The 21,584-nt window shown below is 37.1% G+C and carries 21 protein-coding genes; 8 read left to right on the top strand and 13 right to left on the bottom strand.

Features of this window, described 5'->3' with window-relative positions:
• The first annotated feature begins 2 nt into the window (after window positions 1–2).
• Window positions 3–920 (top strand): PorP/SprF family type IX secretion system membrane protein, encoded by a 918-nt coding sequence (locus tag G6N06_RS04720; protein WP_163514912.1) that lies wholly within the window; start codon window positions 3–5, stop codon window positions 918–920.
• A gap of 11 nt (window positions 921–931) precedes the next feature.
• Window positions 932–2,839: an OmpA family protein gene (locus tag G6N06_RS04715; protein WP_163514911.1), complete on the top strand. Its 1,908-nt coding sequence runs from the start codon at window positions 932–934 to the stop codon at window positions 2,837–2,839.
• A gap of 265 nt (window positions 2,840–3,104) precedes the next feature.
• Here G6N06_RS04715 and G6N06_RS04710 read toward each other — a convergent pair whose 3' ends face one another.
• Complete coding sequence (locus tag G6N06_RS04710; protein ID WP_163514910.1) at window positions 3,105–3,599, bottom strand: CAP domain-containing protein; 495 nt, start codon at window positions 3,597–3,599, stop codon at window positions 3,105–3,107.
• A 426-nt stretch (window positions 3,600–4,025) separates the two neighbouring features.
• Window positions 4,026–4,673 carry a pyridoxamine 5'-phosphate oxidase gene (pdxH, locus tag G6N06_RS04705; protein WP_163514909.1) on the bottom strand — a complete coding sequence of 216 codons (648 nt, stop codon included), beginning with the start codon at window positions 4,671–4,673 and terminating at the stop codon, window positions 4,026–4,028.
• An 82-nt stretch (window positions 4,674–4,755) separates the two neighbouring features.
• On the opposite strand from pdxH, the gene G6N06_RS04700 reads away from it, so the two are divergent.
• Entirely contained in the window at window positions 4,756–5,175 is a 420-nt protein-coding gene (locus G6N06_RS04700) for a hypothetical protein (protein WP_163514908.1), read from the top strand.
• Here G6N06_RS04700 and G6N06_RS04695 read toward each other — a convergent pair.
• The 6 genes from G6N06_RS04695 to rpsA form a co-directional block, all read right to left on the bottom strand.
• A complete protein-coding gene (locus G6N06_RS04695) occupies window positions 5,162–6,070 on the bottom strand; it encodes a ribonuclease Z (RefSeq protein WP_163514907.1) in 909 nt (302 codons plus the stop codon). The two genes, G6N06_RS04700 and G6N06_RS04695, sit on opposite strands and share 14 nt — an antisense overlap.
• Window positions 6,071–6,205: 135 nt before the next feature.
• On the bottom strand, window positions 6,206–6,538 hold the full coding sequence (locus G6N06_RS04690) for a ribonuclease Z (RefSeq protein ID WP_163514906.1): 333 nt from the start codon (window positions 6,536–6,538) through the stop codon (window positions 6,206–6,208).
• Window positions 6,539–6,548: 10 nt separating this feature from the next.
• Window positions 6,549–7,478, bottom strand: coding sequence for an aspartate carbamoyltransferase catalytic subunit (locus tag G6N06_RS04685; protein WP_163514905.1), 930 nt, complete (start codon window positions 7,476–7,478; stop codon window positions 6,549–6,551).
• 159 nt (window positions 7,479–7,637) lie between these two features.
• The gene (locus tag G6N06_RS04680) at window positions 7,638–7,988 is read right to left on the bottom strand and encodes a hypothetical protein (RefSeq protein ID WP_163514904.1); all 351 of its coding nucleotides are present in this window, start codon (window positions 7,986–7,988) and stop codon (window positions 7,638–7,640) included.
• A 2-nt stretch (window positions 7,989–7,990) separates the two neighbouring features.
• Window positions 7,991–8,530, bottom strand: coding sequence for a bifunctional pyr operon transcriptional regulator/uracil phosphoribosyltransferase PyrR (gene pyrR / locus G6N06_RS04675; RefSeq protein WP_163514903.1), 540 nt, complete (start codon window positions 8,528–8,530; stop codon window positions 7,991–7,993).
• 150 nt (window positions 8,531–8,680) lie between these two features.
• Window positions 8,681–10,543, bottom strand: coding sequence for a 30S ribosomal protein S1 (gene rpsA, locus G6N06_RS04670; RefSeq protein ID WP_163514902.1), 1,863 nt, complete (start codon window positions 10,541–10,543; stop codon window positions 8,681–8,683).
• A gap of 293 nt (window positions 10,544–10,836) precedes the next feature.
• Here rpsA and G6N06_RS04665 point away from each other — a divergent pair, with 293 nt between their 5' ends.
• Window positions 10,837–11,214 (top strand): LysM peptidoglycan-binding domain-containing protein, encoded by a 378-nt coding sequence (locus tag G6N06_RS04665; protein WP_205334721.1) that lies wholly within the window; start codon window positions 10,837–10,839, stop codon window positions 11,212–11,214.
• Between the two features lie 271 nt (window positions 11,215–11,485).
• Here the strand turns inward: G6N06_RS04665 and cmk are convergent, their stop codons facing one another.
• From cmk to lon, 3 genes are all read right to left on the bottom strand, one after another.
• Entirely contained in the window at window positions 11,486–12,178 is a 693-nt protein-coding gene (gene cmk / locus G6N06_RS04660; protein WP_163514901.1) for a (d)CMP kinase, read from the bottom strand.
• Window positions 12,179–12,212: 34 nt separating this feature from the next.
• Complete coding sequence (gene porQ, locus G6N06_RS04655; RefSeq protein WP_163514900.1) at window positions 12,213–13,232, bottom strand: type IX secretion system protein PorQ; 1,020 nt, start codon at window positions 13,230–13,232, stop codon at window positions 12,213–12,215.
• Window positions 13,233–13,325: 93 nt separating this feature from the next.
• Window positions 13,326–15,776, bottom strand: a complete 2,451-nt coding sequence (gene lon, locus G6N06_RS04650; protein ID WP_163514899.1) for an endopeptidase La — start codon at window positions 15,774–15,776, stop codon at window positions 13,326–13,328.
• A 369-nt stretch (window positions 15,777–16,145) separates the two neighbouring features.
• Here lon and G6N06_RS04645 point away from each other — a divergent pair, with 369 nt between their 5' ends.
• Genes G6N06_RS04645 through G6N06_RS04630 form a run of 4 tightly spaced genes read left to right on the top strand, consistent with a single transcriptional unit; the run spans window position 16,146 to window position 19,146 of the window.
• Entirely contained in the window at window positions 16,146–16,706 is a 561-nt protein-coding gene (locus G6N06_RS04645; protein ID WP_163514898.1) for an RNA polymerase sigma factor, read from the top strand.
• A 10-nt stretch (window positions 16,707–16,716) separates the two neighbouring features.
• Entirely contained in the window at window positions 16,717–17,274 is a 558-nt protein-coding gene (locus G6N06_RS04640) for a hypothetical protein (RefSeq protein ID WP_163514897.1), read from the top strand.
• 10 nt (window positions 17,275–17,284) lie between these two features.
• Window positions 17,285–18,367 (top strand): hypothetical protein, encoded by a 1,083-nt coding sequence (locus G6N06_RS04635; protein ID WP_163514896.1) that lies wholly within the window; start codon window positions 17,285–17,287, stop codon window positions 18,365–18,367.
• Between the two features lie 20 nt (window positions 18,368–18,387).
• Entirely contained in the window at window positions 18,388–19,146 is a 759-nt protein-coding gene (locus G6N06_RS04630) for a head GIN domain-containing protein (RefSeq protein ID WP_240337976.1), read from the top strand.
• Window positions 19,147–19,207: 61 nt separating this feature from the next.
• On the opposite strand, the gene G6N06_RS04625 is transcribed toward G6N06_RS04630, so the two are convergent.
• On the bottom strand, window positions 19,208–20,584 hold the full coding sequence (locus G6N06_RS04625) for an MFS transporter (protein ID WP_163514895.1): 1,377 nt from the start codon (window positions 20,582–20,584) through the stop codon (window positions 19,208–19,210).
• Window positions 20,585–20,745: 161 nt separating this feature from the next.
• Window positions 20,746–21,564 carry a M48 family metallopeptidase gene (locus tag G6N06_RS04620; protein WP_163514894.1) on the bottom strand — a complete coding sequence of 273 codons (819 nt, stop codon included), beginning with the start codon at window positions 21,562–21,564 and terminating at the stop codon, window positions 20,746–20,748.
• Window positions 21,565–21,584: the final 20 nt, after the last annotated feature.

Here is a 21,584-nt window from a genome sequence, read left to right as displayed (position 1 = left end):
CTATGAAATTTGTAAAGCTTAATATTATCGTTTTAGTACTGTTCACAAGCTGGATGGGAGTTGCACAACAACTCCCACAGTTTACACAGTATATGTACAATACCATTTCCATCAACCCTGCATATGCGGGCAGTAGAGAAACATTAAGTATGGTGGGATTGCACAGAAGCCAATGGGTGGGACTCGAAGGAGCGCCAACTACCCAAACACTCTCCATTCATACACCACTCCGAAATGAAAAGATCGGATTGGGAATGTCCTTTATAAATGATGAATTGGGTTACCAAAACTTCCAATACCTCTATGCCGATTTTTCATATACTATTCAAACAGGCCAAAACACAAAATTGGCATTTGGATTGAAGGCTGGCTTTACTGGATTTAGTTTAGACCCAGATTTTAGGGCAGCCGAATTTGACGACCCAGTAATCTATGGTTACGAAAATCGATGGAAACCCAATATCGGTGCCGGAGCTTATTGGCACTCCGAAAGATGGTATTTAGGGCTTTCAGCGCCAAGATTATTGAATACGGACTATAATGGAGAACAAGCCTATGAAGCTTTAGAACGTCTTAGTTACTATTTTACGGGAGGTTACGTGTTTGATCTGGGGGCCACAACAAAATTTAAACCTGCATTTTTGGTAAAAGCAACAAATGGTGCGCCTTTATCAATGGATTTAACCGCTAATTTTCTATTCAACGACGTGTTTTGGATCGGTGGATCATATAGAATAAATGAAAACACATCCGCATTAGGCGGGATAGCCGATTTCCAGGTATCAAAACAACTGCGTATTGGTTATGCCTATGAATATCCATTTTCTGATCTGAGACCCTATACAAGCGGTACCCATGAAATTTTGCTGATGTTTGAAATATTTAAAAGTAAACGTATTAAATCGCCTCGATACTTCTAAAACCTATGACTATGAAAACAAAATTATTTATATTCTTTTTCGCGCTTAGCAGCACGCTTATGGTTGCTCAAAGAAAATTGGCAGATAAGTTTTTTGAAAACTTTGCCTACATAAAAGCAACTGAACTTTATGAAGAAGCGGTAAAAAAAGGTGATAGCAGTGAACATGTATTAACCCGCTTGGGCGATTGTTATTACAACAACTCCAAATCAAAAGAAGCAGCACTATGGTACGGAAAGGCGGTGAACAAATATGATAAGGTCAATCCTGAATACATTTTCAAATACATTCAAAGTTTAAGAAGTATTAAAGATTATCAAGAAGCGGACAAGTGGTTGGTGAAATTTAAAAATATCCAAGGCAATGATAGCCGTGTTAAAGACTTTGACGCCAACAACCTCGATCTCTATGAGGATTTAGCATCTACTGAAGATATTATTGTTAAAATCCAAAACCTTCCCTTTAATACAGAGTTCTCTGATTTTGGTGCCTATATATCAGACGGTATATTATATTTCGCATCTGCTCGAGATACTGATGTAAAGAAAAGATATGGCTGGAATGCTGAGCCGTTCCTAGACATCTATTATGTGAGCGTAACTGATCATGACGGTAAAAAAGAATATTCAGGAGCTGATTTCATTAATTCAACAAAAATAAATACCCCATACCACGAAGCGTCTGTCGCTATTACCAATGATGGACAAACCATGTATTTTACAAGAGACAATGTCAACCGAAGAAACAAATTGGGATATGATCGTAAAGGAACTTCACATTTAAAATTATATAAAGCGACTTTGAGTAATGGCGTATGGAACAATATAGTGGAACTGCCATTTAACGACGATTATTTTTCTAATGGTCACCCGGCATTAAGTCCTGATAATACAAAACTATATTTTGTTTCAGATCGTGAAGGTGGTTTTGGACAAACAGATATATATGTCGTTGATATTTTAGGAGATGGAAAATATGGCGAACCAAAGAATTTAGGTCCAAAAGTGAATACCGAAGGAAGGGAAATGTTCCCTTTTGTTTCCAAAGATAATACACTGTACTTTTCATCTGATGGATATTTAAATCTAGGCTTGTTGGATATCTATAAATCGGATATTTTAAAAAAGGAAAATGCTGAACCAGAAAATCTTGGTGCACCTTATAATAGTAGTTATGACGATTTCGCATTCTTTATGAATGATGACAATAAAACAGGCTACTTCTCATCTAACCGTCCTGGAGGAAAAGGAAGTGATGATATTTACGGATTTAATGCTGAATCTTGTAAACAGACCATTGAAGGTATTGCCAGAAATATCAAGACCAATGAAGTCCTTGCAAATGTTGAAGTGAAATTGATCAACAAAAACGGTAAAATCATTGCAACAGTCATGACTTCTGACAGTGGTGCATTTACTTTAGATGCAGATTGCGATAAGTACTACACTGTTCTGGGAAGTAAGAAGGACTTTAAAGATGACCGAAAAGAAATTGTTACAGATGTCGAAGATGGTAAAATTAATAATGCCGATCTTTATCTAACACCGTTAATTGATGCCGATCAAATTGTTATCAATCCTATTTTCTTCGATTTTGATAAATGGAATATCAGAACAGACGCAGAATATGAGTTGGAACATATTGTTGATGTCATGAGAGAACATCCAAACATGGTCATTAAAATTGAATCGCATACGGACAGTAGAGGAAGCGACAAATACAATATGAAATTATCTGATCGACGTGCTAAGTCAACCCGAGATTATATTTTATCCCGTGGAATTGCACCAGAGCGCATTGAGAGCGCCATTGGATATGGTGAAACCCAATTGCTCAACAGATGTTCTAATGGCGTTAAATGTTCGGCAGAAGAGCACCAGCTAAACAGAAGATCATACTTCTATATTTTGAAAGATTAACTTCTTCCAAATTTCAATAAAAGAGCAGACCATGAGTCTGCTCTTTTATTTTATGAAAAACTCAAATCTCAACACATAGGCACATGGCCACCGTGAATTTAAGATTGGACATTTCTAAAACTTGGTAGCCAAACCAGCTCCTTTTCCTTAGTACGACAAATGGAATATAAAAATCGCAAGCTTGGCGAAAGGAAACAAAAAAACCACTCAAATAGCGAGTGGTCTTCTTCAAAATAACTAACAATCTTAAAAATTCAATTATAGATTAACGTTTAATAAATATATTTGTAAAGTACCATTTACCCTCTGAATTCTTTTCTGCAGAAATATCAAAATCTGTGAAATCTCCTTCTATATTTGCCTTATGAGACGGACTATTTAACCATGCGTTTACAACTGACTCGGCCGAGCTATAAGCGTAAGCCACATTTTCGGTAACTTTTGTCGCCGAGGCGTGTTGAACCAAACTGGATTTACGTTGGAAAAAATTGTCGTGGTTGACTTGATTTACCGATACCATATAATCAGTATGTGTAAAGGCAACCGACTTAATAATGCTCAAGTTGTTTAAAGGAGCTAAATTTAATCCCGTTCTGTGATTATTGATTAATTCCAGGATCTCCAATTCAATTACTTTAGCTGTTGGAGCATTCTTCAAAATAGAATTATCAATGCTGTTTTCTTGCAAATCTTCTGATGAACAAGAAAAAGTGAATATGGCCAATAAAGCCAGCATCGGCAGGTAGGTGGTAAGTTTCATAAGTAGGTTAAATATGATTTGGTTCAGCTAAATTAGAAGACTAATCTGAACTAACTGTTAAAGAAATGTTAAAATCGACAAAAAGCACGTAGTTAATCGGTTTTATATGTAAATCATCGATGAAGTGCACGTTGATATTACAAATATCCGTTTTACGTCGATGAAAACCGACGTTTAGTCGATCGAAAATTGGGCCTAAAATTTAAGTCCAAGGTTAGGGCCCATTGAAAAGATAGAACAAACTTTCGAGCCAAAAGAACTGCTTACTTTTTTACTATTTAGATATACATAATGTCATAAAACACCAGGTAATGTATACATAATGAAGTATAATGATGAGTTAAAAACGGAAAGTTTAAGGTCATCAGGTTGATGTCCATTTCGTATTTCAAGGTCGTTAATTTATTGGTAATATGAAGATCTCAATCATGGTGAAAGACGTTCCATGACCCAGTCAAAATCTGTATTTAAGGTAAATCTAATTCTATCGTGCAATCTATTTGGTCGGCCTTGCCAAAACTCAATAGAGATAGGTTTTACTATAAATCCTCCCCAATGTGCAGGTCTGGGAATCTCTTTGCCTTCATATTTTAACTCAAGTTCATGTAATTCTTCTTCAAGTACCTCTCTACTCTTTACTACCTCACTTTGATGGGATACGAGAGCTCCCAACTGGCTTCCACGGGGTCTCGATTCAAAATAGCCATCACTCATATTCGCGGATACCTTTTCTGCAGTTCCTTTGATGATCACTTGTCGCTCCGCCTTTGGCCAAAAAAATGACAAACAAACCTTTGGGTTGGCAATTATGGCTTTAGATTTTTCACTCTTGTAATTGGTGTAAAAAATAAATCCTTCATGGGTATATTTCTTAAGGAGCACTACCCTACTTTTTGGAAATCCGTCTAATCCAATCGTAGAAATTGTCATGGCATTGGTCTCTCCTTCATCAAAATTTGAGTCGACTTCATAGAACCACTTTTGGAACACTTCCATAGGATTTTCACTGATGTTAGTTTCTAGCAGCGCTTGTTTTTCATATGATTTTCTATAATTCCCTAAGTCTGTATCCATTATAAATCTATAAAAAGTTAAAAAACTGCATTTATTTTTTTGCTCATAAAATTCTTATAAATTTAAACATTATTTCACTGAAATGCGATTTGAAGAAAGTAAATATTTCGACCTAGTACCACATTCAAAAATAGAATTTTCGTTTGGAAAGTTTTATTTATGCAAAAATTTTGTCATCTCTGAATTACACGAAGGTGTTCACTTTGACTGGGATAAAATCCTGGAAGTTATTGGGGCGCTTTTGGATTATTATGGAGACGGATTAGAAATTGCATATATCTCCAATAGGGTCGAATCCTATTCGATTGAGCCACAACTGTGGCATAGATTTCATAAAGAATTCGGATTTATTGTCGCAGTTGCTACAGTAGCTTACAATGACTTTGGATATATCAATGCCTCTATCGAAAAGCAGTTTGCTAAAATCAGCCTTAAACGATGTGACAATTTAAGTGAAGCGCTGAGCTGGATCAAACATCTTAATGAGTTTAGCCAAAATTAAACCGTTTGCCATCTTTAGCTAACTTCACCGGTCTGAAAATGGTCTGGGCTTCCAACTTAAATTCATTTAAGTCATCATAGCGGGTTGAATAATGCCCCAAAATTAAGGTTTTGGCGTTCGCTTTCTTGGCAATTTGAGCCGCTTGTTTGGCGGTGGAATGTTTGGTGATGGCAGCCAAGTGACCATGTTTTTCCAAGAAAGTCGATTCGTGATATAAAACATCAACATCCTTGATTATTGGCACGATATCTTCGTTATAGGCTGTATCACTGCAAAACGCATAGCTTTTTGGAGGAGTTGGTGGCAGAGTGACTTTTTTATGATCGATGAGCACACCATCATTATTGATAACATCATGGCCTTGTTTCAACTTATTATAATAGGCCATATCAATATTGGCTTCAACAACCGAAGGTAAATGTAAATGACGCTCTCCTTCTTTTTCCTTAAACAAAAATCCGTTGGTATAAATACGATGGTCTAAGGGAATGGTTCTCACCTCTACTTTATTGTCTTCATAAATAAGCTCTGATTTATCGGAGGTCAATTCATGGAAGAAAAGAGGATAATTGGTCCACGAATCGGCCAGTTTCATTTGCAAAGTGATCACTTCCTTCAAACCTTTGGGGCAATAGATGTGCAGTTCAGTTTCTCGGGTCAATAATCGGAATGTAGAAATCAATCCAACCAATCCAAAAAAATGATCGCCGTGTAAATGAGAAATGAAAATATGCTTGATCCGGGCGAACTTGATTTTATTCCGACGTAGTTCTACCTGGGTACCTTCACCACAATCAATTAAAAAAAGATGGTTGTTAATCTCTAAAACCTGGGCAGTCGGATTGGTGTCTCTACGAGGGGTTGCGCTGAAGCAACCAAGAATGGTTAGTTTCATTACCTATCTATTGGTGTGGATATTTTGTGGAAGGGATTGGTATAGTCTGAATGATGGAATTATAACGATACCCAAACTTATAAATTTATTCGTCAATCAGTCTCGACTTTGATACTTATAAACCCGAGAATTCTATCAAAATCCTAAATCGCGTTCTATTTCCTCCATTTCAATCACGTCATACGCCTCCTTAAGGGTGGGCACAACGACGATCTCATCCGGCATTTCATCTAAATTGGCCTGATCTGTTACAATAACGAAGGAATGTTTGGCACGACGATGTCTGTTGGAGACCTCCAAAAATTCCACAATGTCCTGTAAACTAATTGGATTTAAAACCGATAAATTAATAATGACATTGTCATTCTTAAACTTTGGATAGGTCGCCTCAAGTTTTTTTACCAATTCCACGATCGTACTTTTTTCTTGAGTTATAAGAGTAATATTATTTTCTTTATCAAAAATCATATGAGTCGATTTAATGTTTAATTTTTGAAGCTAATAAATAAATGACAGCCATCCTAATGGCCACGCCATTTTGAACCTGATCCAAAATAATGGCCTGTTTGGAATCTGCCACATCACTTGTAATTTCCACCCCACGATTAATAGGACCTGGATGCATGATGGTGATGTCTTTATCAAGTGAATTGAGTAAGGCTCTATTTACCCCATATTGTTGTGTATATTCTCTTGTGGATGGAAAATAAGTCATATCCATACGCTCATTCTGCACACGAAGCATATTGGCAACATCACACCATTGGAGCGCTTTTTTCAAATTGGTTTCCACTTTTACACCGAGTTTATCGATGTATTTTGGCAATAAGGTTTTTGGTCCGCAAACCATCACATTCGCTCCTTGCAATTGGAGGGCGAAAATATTGGAAAGAGCAACTCGGCTATGCAAAATATCTCCAACGATGACCACGTTCTTTCCTTTTACCTCACCTAATCGCTCCCTTATTGAAAAACTGTCCAACAAAGCTTGTGTAGGATGCTCATGCGCGCCATCTCCTGCGTTAATGATACTTGCCTTAACATGCTGCGACAAAAACACACTGGCTCCGGGATTTGGATGTCGCATGACCACCATGTCCACTTTCATTGACAGAATATTGTTAACGGTGTCAACTAAAGTTTCTCCTTTTTTTACAGAAGATTGTGATGCTGAAAAGTTAATGACATCTGCAGATAGACGTTTCTCTGCCAATTCAAAAGAGAGTTTGGTACGGGTTGAATTCTCAAAAAATAAGTTGGCAATAGTAATATCCCTAAGCGAAGGCACTTTCTTGATGGGCCTGTTGATAACCTCCTTAAAGTGATCAGCCGTTTCAAAAATAAGTTGAATATCTCGTGGATTCAGTCCCTTAATTCCCAATAAGTGATTGACACTTAGTTCGCTCATTGTCGGTATTATTTATTGTTTATTCTTATTATTTATTTGCATTAAACGCTCTTAAAAAGGTTCAAAGTCCGAGGTTTTAACTTCATTTTCAATTTCCCGCCTTTGCAAATGCTACCCGTCTTCACCTTGCTATTAATGGACAGGCATTTTCAATTTATTTTATTCAACTTGGCTTAAATTAAACTCAAGTTCGCTATAAGTACCATCTTCTTTATTGAAGCGCAGGTAAACCATCGCATGATTCAAAAAATCAAATTGCTGCAACATGGGCTGCATCAACTTAAATAATTCTTCGGCATTTCTGCCATAGGCGAAAAGTCGCCCGTCTGTGTCATCCATATTCACTTCATGGCCATCATATCGACCTATTTCTTCTGGAATATTGTCAAACATCATGGCATCTACACGATGAATTTCATCCAAGCCATCAAAAGCACCAAAAGAAACGATGACTTCATCCCCATTCTCTGAGATCTTTTTATCGAGCAGAAATAATTCTTCACTATTCATTTTTAACTATTAACAAGATATATGGCATCTTCTCCCCCTTGTTCTACCCAATTGACTTTTACTTTTTCTTTATTGATGGCATCAACCTGTCTTCCCCTATAGTCTGGTTGTATAGGTAAATGACGACTAAATCGTCGGTCAATTAACGTAAGCAACTCAATTTCATTGGGTCTGCCAAAAGATTGGATGGCGGTTAAAGCCGCACGAATACTTCTTCCTGTATAAAGTACGTCGTCGATAAAGACAATGTTTTTATCTTCTACGAGAAAATTAATCTCTGTAGTGTTCGCCTCAAGCGGCTTTTCACTACGACGGAAATCATCTCTAAAGAAAGTGATGTCCAAAAGGCCTAATTTTATGTGTTTTATATGGTAATCGCTTTTTAAAATTTGAGCTAATCTATTGGCCAAGAATTTGCCTCTCGGTTGGATCCCTATAAGGACTGTATTGGAAAAGTCGTCGTGTTTTTCAATGAGTTGACAAGCCAATCGATGAAGAATGATGTTGATTTCTTTGGCATTAAGTAACAATTTTTGACTCATAGTGATCCCAACGTATTTGGTTTACAAATTTAGGATAAAAATCCTTGTGTGCAATGGTTTTATGAACCTAAGACTTAATGTGAGAATCGATCAAACAAAAAAAGCCCTCAACACAAGTTGAAGGCTTTGATTTACAAATGTTTTGAAAGATTATTTCTTCCCGTCCATTTTATCTTTAAGAGCTTGTAAAGCATCATTGGCATCACCAAGTGTTGGTTTTGCTTCTGCTGCAGTAGCTTCTGCTTTTGCAACAGCTGCTTTTACGTTAGCAATTTCTTCTTCTTTAAAGATAGCAGTATGAGATGCAACTACACGTTTGAACTCTTTATTGAACTCAATAATTTTGAATTCGGCAGTGTCGCCTTTTTTCAATTTCTTACCATCTTCCATCTCTAAATGACGTGAAGGTACGAACGCAACGATATCTTCGTTAAATTCAACGGTAGCACCCTTATCAACCATTTCTGAGATTTCTGCTTTATGCACAGTACCTAATGCGAATTCAGTTTCGTATTTGTCCCAAGGATTGTCAGTAGTTTGTTTGTGACCTAAACTTAATTTACGTCCTTCAACATCCAATTCCAATACGACAACATCTAAATTGTCTCCAACATTACAGAACTCACTTGGATGTTTGATTTTCTTAGTCCAAGATAGATCAGAGATGTAAATCAATCCGTCAATACCTTCTTCCAATTCTACAAACACACCAAAGTTGGTGAAGTTACGTACAATACCTGTGTGCTTAGAGCCTACTGGGTATTTTGAAGTAATATCAGTCCATGGGTCTGGAGTCAATTGTTTGATACCTAATGACATTTTACGGTCTTCTCTATCAAGAGTTAAGATAACCGCTTCAATTTCATCACCTACTTTCACGAAATCCTGAGCAGAACGCAAATGGGTTGACCAAGACATTTCACTTACGTGAACCAAGCCTTCCACACCTTCTTCTACTTCAATAAATGCACCGTAATCAGCAATTACAACTACTTTTCCTTTCACTTTGTCGCCCACTTTAATCGTGTCGCCCAAAGCTTCCCAAGGATGTTTGCTCAATTGTTTTAAACCTAATTGGATTCTTGATTTATCTTCATCAAAATCAAGGATAACAACATTAAGTTTTTGATCCAGTTCCACAATTTCATTTGGATGGTTGATACGTGACCAAGATAGGTCAGTAATGTGAACCAAACCATCTACACCACCAAGATCGATAAAGACACCATAAGAAGTAATATTTTTAACAACACCTTCCAATACTTGTCCTTTTTCTAACTGGCTAATGATTTCTTTTTTCTGCTCTTCAATATCCGCTTCAATAAGCGCTTTATGAGAAACAACAATGTTTTTGAATTCGTGGTTGATTTTCACAACTTTAAACTCCATTGTTTTATTAACATATTGATCGTAATCTCTAATAGGTTTTACATCAATTTGAGAACCTGGCAAGAACGCTTCAATACCAAATACGTCAACGATCATACCACCTTTAGTACGACATTTCACAAAACCGTTTACGATTTCGCCAGTGTCATGTGCATTGTTGACACGATCCCAAGCCTTAATTACTCTAGCCTTACGGTGAGATAATACCAACTGTCCGTTGGCATCTTCACGAACATCAATTAATACTTCTACTTTATCACCAACTTTTAAATTTGGGTTGTAACGGAACTCATTAAGAGAAATTACACCTTCAGATTTTGCGTTGATATCAATAATAGCATCACGATCAGTAATATGGATCACTTCACCTTCAACCACTTCATCATCAAGGGTATCCACGAAATTTTCTGATACTAATTTTTCGAATTCCTCAAGTTTTTTATCATCTACTTGCTCAATACCTTCTTCGTAATTGTGCCAATTGAATTCTTTTAAAAACTTTTCAGGATTTGCTTGCGCTTCTGATACGTTTGAAGCCTTTGTTTCAGTAGCTTGAGTCTCTACTGCTGTTTCTGTTGCTTCGGTAGTTTCTACCTCTGCCGGATTTGTTTCTTTTTCAGACATTTGCTGAATACTAAATTTGTATTCTGAGTGTTCCTGGAAGTTTTATGCGATCAACACACAGAAGTGTTATTTGCTTTTTTGTTTTATTCCTCTTATCTTCCAACAAGTATCGCTAAAAGGAGTGCAAAAATACAATATAATTCTCTCATTTACAAATTATTTAATGATCATAAAAAGAATGGTTAATTCATTTGTATGATTTGGACAAACATTGATTTCGATAGCGCTATTATTTTGAGGAAAAATCGATATATTTACGTTTACACAAAATTAAAATTTAAAAAATAACTATCATGGTAAAATCTAAGTATCAAAGTGTTTTGGATCTAGGAAAGGAACTAAACATAGAAAATGGCGATGTTTCAGAAGAAAATGGCGTATTAAAAATTAAAGGGACAGCCAAAAATCAGTATGAAAAAAATCTTCTCTGGGATAAAATAAAAGCTATTGGTGGTGAAAACCCTACTGATATCAAAGCAGACATAAAAGTGGCAGACACTTCTGTTTTTGCTAGACATACTGTGAAATCAGGTGAAACTCTCGGTAAGATAGCGAAACAATATTATGGTGACCCTTCCAAATACCAAAAGATCTTCGCTGCAAATTCTGATATTTTAAAGAATCCAGATTTAATCCATCCAAATCAGGAACTTATCATTCCAAATTTGTAAATCTTTAGTATACTTAAAATCATTAAAAAACGATCTTTTTAGGTCGTTTTTTTTATAGGTTGGAGTTTTCTGTGAATGGATGGCTCACCCACCTGAACGGCCGGGCAGGCAACACTGATTTTTTTTAGGACTCCAATATACATAGATCAGATAGTGTCACCTGAATTTCCTTGACCTCCCTGCGCCTCTGCGAGAGCAATTGAAATTTAGAGCTTGAAAATTGAGCATAAAATTCAAAACTTGGAACTTGGAACTTGGAATTTGTTCCATCCTATTTCTTTTCAATCACCTCGCGCGCGAATGCGTATAATTTTTCAAATTGTGCCTCCAGGGACAGACTGGAATTATCTATTTCAATAGCATCTTTCGCCTTTTTTAAAGGCGAATCTTCTCTAGTGGAATCAATCAAATCCCGCGATTCCACATTCTTTAATACCTCTTCATAACTGACATTTTCGTTGCGTTCAAGAAGTTCCTTGAAGCGTCTTTTGGCTCTTGTTTCTGCAGAAGCGGTCATAAAAAATTTTAATTCGGCTTCAGGAAAAACAACGGTTCCAATATCACGACCATCCATTACCACGCCTTTCTCTTTGCCCATTTGCTGCTGTTGAAAAACCAACATTCTGCGAACTTCTGAAATTTCAGCCACTTGACTCACCCATTGTGAGACCTCTAAAGTCCGGATGTCATGTTCAACATTTACACCATTCAAATACATTTCAGCAAAACCAATGGCATTGTTGTATTTAAAGTTAATTTTTAAACGGTCCAAATCAGCAATCAATTTCTCAACATCAAAATGATCATTGGATATAATGCCATTCTGCATAGCATAAAGCGTGACCGCTCTGTACATAGCACCAGAATCTACATAAACATAACCTAAAGCTTTAGCCAGTTGTTTGGCAACTGTACTTTTTCCAGTAGATGAAAATCCGTCAATGGCAATTGTAATTTTCTTCATAATTATTTTCCGTGTTCACGGAACTCATTTTTGTTTATCTTAAATCTATTTGTAATCCGAAAAAACTGGTGTTTGAGGCGCCTGCATACCGTGCATGGGCATAACTAAAACGCATTTTATTCATTTTAATGCCTATTCCAAAGGAAAGTCCCGAAAAGTTCCGTTGATCAACAATACGCAATTCTTCAGCACGCCTAAAATTATAACCGAATCGGATATTGAAGCCTCCCTCGGGAAAAAGTTCTGCACCAATAATGGTGTGGCGCATCACTTCGTTCAACAACCCAACTTTCTCTTGAGTTTGATTGCCATCCAAATCGGTGGTTGCCCGAGCGGGATTGGAAACTCCGATAGGCCATTGCTGTAAGTTTTCAAAAGTGAGATGCCATCTTATTGGTACGTGTTGTAGCGTCTGAGACAGTCCTAAATTGACTTCCAAAGGTAGTTTCTCGTGGAGATCGGCATAGGTTGTAAACTGCGTTCCAAAATTTCTTACGGTTAAAGCTGCATGAAAATCGAGGTCTTCATTTATATAAATGACTCCAACATCAACAGCACCTCCAATAGAGTTGTATTGCTCTAGTTGTGATGTTATCAGTTTTCCGTTGGCACCAACATAAAAATCAGAAAAGGGAATTCTGAGCGCATAACCAAAGGATAATGCCGCTTCGCTTCCTGTAAAGGTTCCTGTAGAAACCCCGTTTTGATCATAGCCATCAAACTTACCATAGTTGATATAGGTCATACCAACATGAAATGTTTGTACATGTCTGTCCCAAGTATAGGCATATGCTCCCGTACCGTAACTGATCCCTCCCAAATAACTGGAATAATTTAATGCCAACTGGTTGTCCATGTCAACATTTATAGTCGCCGGATTGTACAATCCGCTTGTTACGTCATAATCAATATTTGTAATGACTTTTCCGCCTAATGCTGCTTGACGCGGAGAAGAAACCAAATTCAAGAATTGGTAAGTAGATTCACCACCAAGTTGTGCGAAAACTGAGATGTTCGAAACAATAAAGAATAAAACAGTAATCCTCTTGATCATAGAACGACAAAAGTAGTATTTCTTACTTAAAACGCTGATATGTTTGATTTATTTTTGAATCAAAAAAACGGCAACTATTTGTTGCCGTTCCAATTACAATACTTTTGCGTTCTTGACTTTCTCGTCAGTGAGTGCTACTTTTAAAACATCCCGCATATCGGTTACATAATGGAAGGTAAGCCCTTTCAGATACTCCGGTTTTATTTCTTCAATATCACGCCTGTTCTCTTCACATAGCAAAATTTCTTTTATGCGCGCACGTTTGGCCGCTAGAATTTTCTCTTTAATTCCTCCAACAGGCAATACTTTACCTCTCAATGTAATTTCTCCTGTCATGGCAAGACTGTTCTTGACTTTTCTTTGGGTAAACAGTGACACTAACGACGTCAACATTGCCACACCGGCACTCGGTCCATCTTTTGGGGTCGCCCCTTCTGGCACGTGGATGTGAACATTATATTTTTCGAAAACTTCTGGGTCAAGATCAAATTCATCGGCATTGGACTTTATGAATTCCATGGCAATGGTGGCAGACTCTTTCATGACCGTTCCTAAATTACCTGTAATGGTCAACGTACCTTTACCTTTGGATAAAATAGATTCGATAAATAATATATCACCCCCAACTCTTGTCCATGCCAAACCGGTCACTACGCCAGCAACATTATTGCTTTCATATTTATCGCGCTGCATCCTCGGAGGCCCCAAAACTTCCAAAACATCTTCGTTGGTGACCTTTATATTGTATGGTTCTTCCATAGCAATGTTTTTAGCTGCAAAACGAACCATTTTCGCCAATTGCTTTTCAAGTCCTCTTACCCCCGATTCTCGGGTATAACCTTCAACGATTTTCTCCAACTGTGGTTTAGCAATTTTCAGATCCTCTTCGGTTAATCCATGTTCCTTAATTTGTTTTGGCAATAAATGACGTTTGGCAATTTCCACCTTTTCTTCGATGGTATATCCTGTAACATCAATGATTTCCATACGATCCAACAATGCTGGCTGAATCGTACTCAAACTATTGGCTGTTGCAATAAACATGACTTTAGAAAGGTCAAAGCCCATCTCTAAAAAGTTATCATGGAAGTCGCTATTTTGCTCAGGATCCAAAACTTCCAACATAGCCGATGAAGGATCTCCTTGGTTACTATTGGAAAGTTTGTCTATTTCATCCAATACAAATACCGGATTGGAGGTCCCCGCCTTTTTCAAGCTTTGAAGGATTCGTCCTGGCATGGCCCCAATATACGTTTTTCTATGTCCACGAATTTCTGCTTCATCACGCAATCCGCCCAAAGACATGCGCACATATTCTCGGCCTAAAGCTTCTGCCACCGATTTCCCTAATGAGGTTTTCCCTACTCCAGGAGGTCCATATAAACAAAGGATAGGCGATTTCATATCGTCCCGCAATTTCAATACTGCCAAATATTCGATAATTCTTCTTTTGACATCATCCATGCCATAATGGTCGCGATCCAAAATACGCTTTGCACGTTTTAGATCAAACTTATCCTTGCTGAATTCATTCCAAGGCAAGTCCAAAAACAATTCCAAATAATTTCTTTGAATGGAATACTCTGCAACCTGTGGGTTCATGCGCTGCAGTTTCATCAATTCCTTCTGAAAATGAGTATCTACTTTCTCACTCCATTTTTTGGATTTTGCCTGCACCTTCATTTCGTCAATCTCTTCATCATACGATACGCCACCAAGCTCTTCTTGGATGGTTTTCATCTGTTGATGCAAGAAATATTCACGCTGTTGTTGGTTCATATCACTCTGAACCTTAGATTGAATGACATTTTTAAGTTCCAGCTTCTGGAACTCAACATTCATAAATTTTAAGGTGGCCAATGCACGCTCCTTTAAATCGTTGATTTCCAACAAATCCTGTTTTTCCTCAACAGAAAGATTCATATTGGAAGACACAAAGTTCACCAAAAAGGAGCTGCTTTCAATGTTTTTGATGGCAAAACTGGCCTCTGATGGAATGTTCGGGCTTTCCTTTATAATTTCAAGAGCCAAATCTTTGATAGATTCTATAATGGCAGAGAATTCCTCATTGTCTTCCGCTGGCTTCGCCTCAGCTACATCCTTAACAGTCGCGGTAATATAAGGATCTTCTGTAATTACCTGATCTACCTCAAATCGTTTTTTGCCCTGAATAATGATAGTGGTATTTCCATCAGGCATTTTAAGGACACGGAGTATGCGGGCTACGGTACCAGTTTTATAAATATCCTTACCTTCAGGATCTTCAATACTTCCATCCTTTTGGGAAACCACACCAATGACTTTACTTCCTTTGTTGGAATCATTGATCAATCTTATGGATTTATCCCTTCCCGCGGTAATTGGAATGACCACACCTGGAAATAACACAGTATTCCGCAATGGTAAAATAGGTAGTGTGGCGGGTAGTTTTTCGTTATTAATTAGTTCTTCGTCTTCTGGTGTCATCAACGGAATCAACTCCGAATTTTCATCAAATTCTTGAAATGACAAACTGTCAAGACTTAAAAATTTAGATTCTTTCATATTATGTTTAAGGTCATTATGTCATAAAAATGACATATTTATATTTTTACAACTAGTCAAAACTTTAATTCAATCATTGATAGCCAACAGTTTAACAAGTGCAGCATCAACATTGAACTCATATGAATTCAATAGTTATGCCATAGTCGGTTTGCAAAGTGTTGATTCTTTTAAGCTTCCGTCCTATTTATTCAATTGATGCGGATTCTTTTTTTTAAATAGGCATTATATTAAGTTCCAATTGATGATCCAATAGTGATAAACCATTTTAATGTTTCCACACTTTGTTGATCTCTTTTCAAAAAAGTTTTCATAAAACTGTAACAAAGTTTAAGTAACTTCATCATTAATACAAGCAATTGTTTTTTTTTGACACGAACCGATCAGCATATTGAAGTTTTGCTTGAGCAATGTAAATCTGGTAACCAACGCGCTCAAATGGAGGTATACAGGAGATATTACAAAGCCATGTACAATACTAGCTTTAGAATTGTAAAAGACAGTTTTAAGGCTGAGGACATTATGCAGGAATCTTTTTTGACGGCCTTTACCAAGCTTGACACTCTTAAAGACGCTTCAATGTTTGGCTCTTGGTTGAAGAGAATTGTCATCAATAACAGTATTTATGACTACCACAAAAACAAAAAAAACTACGATGTTCCCTTAGAAGAGGTCTTATATAAGGTTGAAGATGATCAAGGTGTTACCGAAGATCATGAGTGGACTCATGTCAAGGCTGCCCAAATAATGCAATGCATGAAAAGCCTAAAGGAAAATTACCAACTAATCTTAACCTTGTTTTTAATTGAAGGTTATGATTATGATGAAATAGGAGAGATTATGAATATCAGTTATGCCAATTGTAGAACGATGATCTCTCGGGCCAAAGACAGTCTGAAACAAAAATTAAAACCTGTGGCCGGATTTTAAAAATTTAATTATGGAAACGGATAAAATAGAAGAACTTTTCAAGAATCTAAAAGACGAATTCGATGTGGAATTACCAACTACGGGCCATCAACAACGTTTTTTAGACAAGCTAAACTTAAAAGACAGCTCTAAAGTTGATAAAGCTCCCAAAAGAAAGTCATACAAAACATTTCTTTCGATTGCTGCATCCATACTCATTTGCTTTGGACTGTTTGTTTTTTTTCAAAATAAAATGGAAGTTAATGATTTGGCAAGTGTGTCTCCTGAACTTTCACAAACACAGGATTTTTTTACAACGGCAATCAATTCTGAATTGAAAAAAATAAATGCGCAACGAAGCCCAGAAAATGAGGTGCTTATTTCAGATGCATTAAAGCAATTGGAATTATTAGAAAAAAATTATGAACGATTAAAAGTTGACTTAAAGGAAAGCGGTCAAGATAAACGCGTCATTTATGCCATGATCAGTAATTTCCAAAGCCGAATCGACATTTTGGAAAATGTTTTAGCATCTATTGAAAAACTTAAGGAATTCGAACACTCAGAACAAAATCCTATGATACTTTAAATTAATACTTATGAAAACCAAACTATATATACTCGTTATTTTTTTACTTCTTTCCCATTTGAATTTTGCGGAAAATGAGTGGGGTGGTAAGCACACCAAAGAGAAAACCATTAAAAAAGAATTTACTGTCAACCATGATGCCCTATTAAAAATTAGCAACAGCTATGGTAATATCAATATTAGTACTTATGTCGGGAACAAAGTCAGGATTGAAGTAAACATTAAAACCAATGGCAATAATCTGGAAAAGGTCCAAGAGAAATTAGATAATATTACAGTCGATTTTCAGGCCTCCTCGACTATGGTGTCTGCAAAAACCATATTTGACAAAAATAAATCTGGAAGTTGGTGGAACTGGGGAAGAAATAGCCAAGTCAATATGGAAATCAATTATTTGGTAAAACTACCAATAAGCAACAGTGTGGATTTGAGCAATGATTACGGAAGCATCATTATGGATCGATTGGATGGTCATGCAAAAATAGCCTGTGATTACGGAAAAATAACCACCAAAGAGCTGATGGCCGACAATAATTTGATTTCGTTTGACTACACCAATAATAGTTATTTCGAATATATTAAAAGTGGGAAGATCAATGCAGATTACAGCAGTTTTACCGTAGCAAAAACCAAAAATCTTGACATTACTGCGGATTATACAAAATCTATCGTCGAAATTGCTGAAAATGTCAATTACACGTGCGATTATGGATCAGTAACAGTTGAAAAGGCCAATAATGTAAAAGGCAATGGGGATTACCTCACTGCACGTTTTGGTGAAATTTATAAAAACATTCAAATCGTTGCCGACTACGGATCCATAAAAATTGACAAAATGACTTCAAATGCTGGCAACGTTTCCATAGATTCAGATTATACTGGTGTAACCATTGGGTATGATTCTGGATATCAATTTAAGTTTGATATTAAATTGGAATACGCATCGCTTAGAGGCAGTGAGGACTTCCAATTCATAAAAAAGAAAGTGGAATCTACAGACAAATATTATCAGGGATATCATGGAGATGTCAATGCCAGTAACCTCATAAAAATTACGTCTGATTATGGAAGTGTAACATTTAAAAGAAATTAACTAACAAGATTTCCTATCAAATGTATTCAAAATTACCAATGGCAACTTATACCAACAAAATGATGAAAAAAACTATCGCATTACTCGCATTATTATTCATTGTCAGCACCATTCACGCCCAAAGGAGAATTAAAGGAAATGGCAATGTTACGACGATTATCCGAACAACCGCTGACTATGACGCTGTTAAGTTTGCCGGATCTTTTGATTATGTTTTGGTTTCGGGAACAGAGGGCAAAATCAAAATTGAAGGAGAAGAAAATTTGTTGCAATATATTATTACCGAAGTAAAAAATGGAGCCTTGAGTATCAGAACTGAAAATAAAATCAATTTACAAACCTCAAGGAACAAAACAATCAAGATAACAGTTCCATTTGAGGATATTAATACTGTATCACTGACGGGTTCAGGCGAAGTTTGGAATGAAAACACCATTTCAACAACTCATTTCAATGCCTCAATAACAGGTTCTGGAGACGTAACATTAGTTGTAAAAGCTACATCGATAGATGCCAGTGTTACAGGGTCTGGCGATTTGACTTTGAAAGGGCAGACCAACAGTTTAAAAACGGGTGTTACCGGTTCTGGAGATTACAAAGGATTTGATCTTCTTGCTAACGATGTGGAGGTTTCAGTAAATGGTTCTGGAGCTGCCAAGGTGGTGTGCAATGGGCATTTGAAAGCACGTGTATCAGGTTCTGGTGACATAAAATACTCTGGAAATCCAAAAACTGAAGATTCAAACGTTGCAGGTTCAGGGAGTATCAGAAAGCAATAAAGATCGGGGTTTTATTTTATAGCGAATCTTCTTGTGATTATACTCTTAAGGGATAACCACATTAGGCTTTTCTTGGAACTCTAAAAAGCAACACAATTCCAAACAAGAAAAAGACAAACAGAAACAAAATGGCATTGCGCATACTTCCAGTTATTTGGTCAATGGTAGCAAAAATGACCATTCCGATAACAATTCCTATTTTTTCTGCCACGTCATAAAAACTAAAATACGAAGTGGTATCCTTAGTTTCCGGTAAAAACTTGGAATAGGTGGAACGCGCCAAAGACTGAACCCCACCCATCACAAACCCGACAAAGCCAGCGGCAATATAAAAATCCATTGGCGTTACCATGAAATAGGCGTAAAAGCACAAACTCATCCAAATAAAATTTACGGCTATCAAGGTGTTGATGTTTCCATACCTAGCCGAAGCCCGAGATGTTAAAACTGCTCCGAGAACTGCCACCAATTGAATAATTAAAATGCTAAAAATTAAACCCATGGTTTTTCCGTCACTATCTTCCCAAGCTATTTCTTCTTCACCAAAGTAAACTGCCACCAACATAATGGTCTGCACCGCCATGCTAAAAACAAAAAAGGCTCCGAGATAACGCTTCAATCTCAGATTATTGGTCAATGCTTTCCAAACGGATCTCAACTCTTTAAATCCATTAAAAACGATTGATTTGGTAACCTTATGTCCATTTGAAACGCCCTTTGGCAAGACATAAAAGGTGTATTGGCTAAAGAGAATCCACCATAGGCCAACGGTAATGAAAGCCACTCTCATGGCCTCAACTGATGCAGCATTTCTGGCCGCTTCAGAAGCCAATTCAATCTCTATATCCGTTCCTGTGGCCAAAATATCTGGATCGATGGCTATATTAAAACCAAAAGATTCCGGGTACATCACCATGACTAGGTTGATGATCAACAAAAGCACACTTCCAATATATCCCAATGAAAATCCTTTGGCACTGATTCTGTCCTGTTGTTCAGGAAAAGCAATATCAGGAAGGTACGAATTATAGAATACCAGGCTCCCCCAATAGCCTATCAAACCCATAAAGTAAAACAACAAACTAAGATGGATACGTTCTAAGCTAAACCAATACAAACCAATACATCCCAAACCACCTATATAACAGAAAAACTTCATAAAACTCTTCTTGTTGCCTACGTAGTCTGCAATTCCCGATAAAATAGGTGAAATAACGGCAACGACCAAAAACGTAAATGCGGTAACAAATGTGATAAGGGCCGTACTTTTAAATTCAAAACCAAAGGCATTCACCTTTTTGATTTCAGAAACAAACAGTGCGGAATAGAATATGGGGAAAATTGAGGATGCGATGGTCAGTGTATATACTGAATTTGCCCAATCATAAAAGGCCCATGCATTCAGTAATTTCTTACTTCCTTTTTGATGTTGCTTCATTGTCGTTAATTGATTATTATTTATTGTTAATGTTTATTATCGATCGCCTTGGAAGATTCAATAATACATGCAACATAAGTTGAAAGCAAAAAAAGCTGTTCACTCCACTATCGGACATGAACAGCTTTTAAAATTGATATTTATTATGGAGCAAGGATGGATTAACTTTTAAAAGAAGTGACTCCAAATTTTCTGGCTTCAGCTCTCGCTTTATCAGCATGAGCTTCAATATTTTTGATTCGGGTTTCATTGGCAGGGTGTGTGCTCAAAAACTCTGGTGGAGCACCTCCTCCACTTTGAGCACTCATGCGTCTCCACAAGTTAGCGGCCTCCATTGGCTCATAGCCTGCAATGGCCATTAAATAAAGACCTATTTCATCGGCCTGGGATTCATGGCTTCTACTGAATGGAAGCATCACTCCTACTTGAGATCCAACACCATACGCTTGGTTAAAAAGATTCAAGGTTTCTGGATCGCTAATAACAACATTCCCGGCCACTGCGCCCAATTGTTGCAACATTCCGGCACTCATACGCTGCTGGCCATGATTGGCCAATGCGTGTGCCACCTCATGCCCCATGATTGCCGCTAGTCCCGCCTCATCTTGTGCGATTGGTAAAATACCTGAATACACAACAATTTTACCTCCTGGCATACACCACGCGTTAACCGTTTTATCGTCAACTAAATTATATTCCCATTGGTAATCTTTTAAATACCCTTGATACCCATTGGCATCTAACCAGCGCTCAGCGGCGACGGCAATTTTTTGACCGATACGTTTCACCATATCAGCTTCTTTCGTATTTCTAATCACCTTGTTCTCCGTCAAAAACTCATCATACTGGGCAAATGCAGTAGGGAAAAGTTGTGAGTTCGGCACAAGAGCCAAAGTCTTATTTCCTGTAAAGGGATTTGTTGCACAGGATAAGAAAAGTGCCAATACACCCATCGTTACTATTGAATTTTTATATTTCATCTGTAATTATGTTAAGTTTA

It is taken from the genome of Gelidibacter japonicus (genome assembly GCF_010725055.1).
Lineage (GTDB): Bacteria > Bacteroidota > Bacteroidia > Flavobacteriales > Flavobacteriaceae > Gelidibacter > Gelidibacter japonicus.
The sequence above is the reverse complement of the archived record's forward strand: the minus strand, read 5'-3'. Positions and strand labels throughout refer to the sequence as shown.